The sequence below is a fragment of the uncultured Porphyromonas sp. genome (genome assembly GCF_934359325.1).
Classification (GTDB): domain Bacteria; phylum Bacteroidota; class Bacteroidia; order Bacteroidales; family Porphyromonadaceae; genus Porphyromonas_A.
This window is the reverse complement of record NZ_CAKRLH010000226.1, coordinates 1-2,498: the sequence shown is the minus strand read 5'-3', so window position 1 is coordinate 2,498 and position 2,498 is coordinate 1. Positions and strand designations below refer to the sequence as shown.

Annotated in this window: 1 protein-coding gene and 1 pseudogene; both read right to left on the bottom strand. The window is 61.7% G+C overall.

The window, feature by feature from the left end; all coding sequences use genetic code 11:
* Positions 1–54: 54 nt before the first annotated feature.
* Entirely contained in the window at positions 55–1,368 is a 1,314-nt protein-coding gene (locus Q0F21_RS07170; protein WP_297238670.1) for a folylpolyglutamate synthase/dihydrofolate synthase family protein, read from the bottom strand.
* A gap of 8 nt (positions 1,369–1,376) precedes the next feature.
* Positions 1,377–2,498 (bottom strand): annotated as a pseudogene (locus Q0F21_RS07165) (ATP-binding cassette domain-containing protein); the annotation flags it as partial.

Below are 2,498 nucleotides of genomic sequence, written 5' to 3'. Positions count from 1 at the left end.
CTCCACTTAGTGGAGCTCTTAGAGGAGTCCGGTCATATGCCTGACCTATAAATCTTACCGGGCGGTCTCGTCGGTGTCGGAGAGCAGGTCGGAGAGGACGAAGAAGCTGCCGCCGACGAAGAGCGTCCGGACAGAGTGCGCCCGGCAGTAGTCGATCGCTGCACGGTATGCCTCCCTCACATCCTCGATCACCAGCACCGGCTCGATGCCGTACGGCCGCGCGTGCTCGGCAAAGTCCGCAGCACTCATTGCGCGCTCCACATGAGCCCGAGTGCAGATGAGGTGCGTCTCTCTCGGCAGCCGCTCCAGCACGTGGTCGACATCCTTATCGGCCGACATGCCCAGCACGACGGCAAGCCCTCCGTCCCCGGCCCACGTCTCCAGCTGAGGACCGAGGTAAGCCCAGGCGCCGATATTGTGCCCGGCATCGATGAAGATCCTCGGGTCGCTCTGCCGGATCATCTGCAGCCGACCGCTGAGACCGAAGTCCGCCACCCGGGCGACTCCCTCCCGGACCATCTCCGGGGTGATCCCGTACCGATCGCGGATCAGCTTGATCGTCTCCAGGACGGTCCCGAGATTCTGTAGCTGGTATGCTCCCATGAGTGGCAGATCGATGGTGCCAAAGCTCTTCGTCTCCACGCGGTACCCTGCCCCCTCAATCTCCTCGTGCGACAGGATCTCACCCGACCGGTCAGCGAGCGTGAGGGGCGCCTGCTCCTCGGCTGCCTTAGCCCGCACCACCTCCAGCACAGGCGCATCGGTGCTCCTCCCTAGCACCACCGGGGTATGAGGCTTGATGATTCCCGCCTTCTCATGAGCTATCTCACCGAGCGTGTTGCCGAGGAATTGCATGTGATCCATGCTCACATTCGTGATCACGCTGACGAGGGGGCTGAGGACGTTGGTACTGTCGAGCCGACCGCCCATACCGACCTCCACCACGGCTATGTCCACCTTCTCATCCACAAAGTAGCGAAAGGCGAGCGCCGTGGTCAGCTCAAAGAACGACGGTTGCAGTTGGTCCCCCAGGTCGCGGAGGAATTGCTCCACAAATCGGGTGATGTACTCCTCCGAGATCATCTCACCATTGATCCGTATCCGCTCCCGGTAGGTGACGATATGGGGCGAGGTGAAGAGCCCCACCCTCAGCCCGGCAGCCCTCAGCACGGAGGCGAGGAGGTAAGAGGTAGAGCCCTTACCATTGGTCCCTGCCACATGTAGAGCGGTCAGCTCCCGATCCGGACGGCCACAGGCGGCGAGGATCTCGCGCGTCCGCTCCAGCCCCGGCTTATAGGCCCTTCCTCCCTCGATCTGATAGACCGGTAGTTGCTTAAAGAGAAAGTCCAGTGTCTCCTCGTAAGTCATAGTACTGCTTATTGATTCTTGGTCGTTGGTTTCTTAGTCCTGGGGCGACGCTTCGTTGCCGGGTGCTGGCGGTCGTAGAGCTGCCGGAGATACTGCCCGGTGTAGGACTCCTTGCACTCCATCAGCTCCTCCGGCGTGCCGGCAAAGACGAGGTGTCCCCCCTCGAGACCGCCCTCAGGCCCCAGGTCGATGACGTGATCTGCCAGCTTCACCACCTCCAGATTGTGCTCCACGATGACGACGGTGTGCCCCGCCTCCACCAGTCTCCGGAAGGTCCCCATCAGCGTCCGTATGTCGTGTATGTGGAGGCCGGTGGTCGGCTCGTCGAAGATGAAGAGGCTCTTCGCCGAGACCCCAGCGAGGTAGGAGGCGAGCTTGAGCCGCTGACTCTCCCCTCCGGAGAGCGTCGACGACGACTGCCCCAGATGGACGTACCCCAGCCCCACATCACTCAGCACCTGCAGCCCCTGCAGGATGGAGCCGACCTCCTTAGCCTCTTCCGTGAGAGGGGTAAAGAAGTCGATCGCCTCCTCGACCGTCATCTCGAGGAAGTCGTAGATATTCTTGTCGTGGAAGGTCACCTCGAGGATGTCGTCCTTGAAGCGCTTCCCGTGGCACTCCTCGCAGAGGAGCCGCATGTCAGCCATAAACTGCATCTCCACGGTGACGTAGCCCTCGCCCTGACAATTCTCGCACCGACCGCCCTCGCGATTGAAGGAGAAGTCTCCCGGTCCGAAGCCCATCTGTCGAGCCAGTGGCTGCTGCCCCATCAGCGACCGCAGGTCGTCGTAGAGGCCGATGTAGGTGGCAGGGTTGGAGCGCGAGCTGAGTCCCAGCGCATCCTGATCCACATACTCCACCCTGTCGATGGCGTTAAGGTCGCCTCTCAGCCCCTTCATCTCCAGCTTGACGCCGGAGAGGCCGTAGAGCAGATACTTGCTCATCCCCTCGTAGAGCAGATCCTTCATCAGCGTACTCTTGCCGGAGCCGCTCACCCCGGTGACCACTGTGATCACTCCGAGGGGGATGGAGACGTCGATATTCTTCAGATTGTGTCGGAAGGCGCCCTTGATGTCAATGGTGTGGGAGAAGGGGTGCCGCTCCTCCGGCCACGGGATCATCATCCGCCC

Coding starts and splice junctions, on each gene's coding strand:
- Q0F21_RS07170 (WP_297238670.1), bottom strand. CDS start 1,368: ATGACTTACGAGGAGACACTGGACTTTCTCTTTAAGCAACTACCGGTC.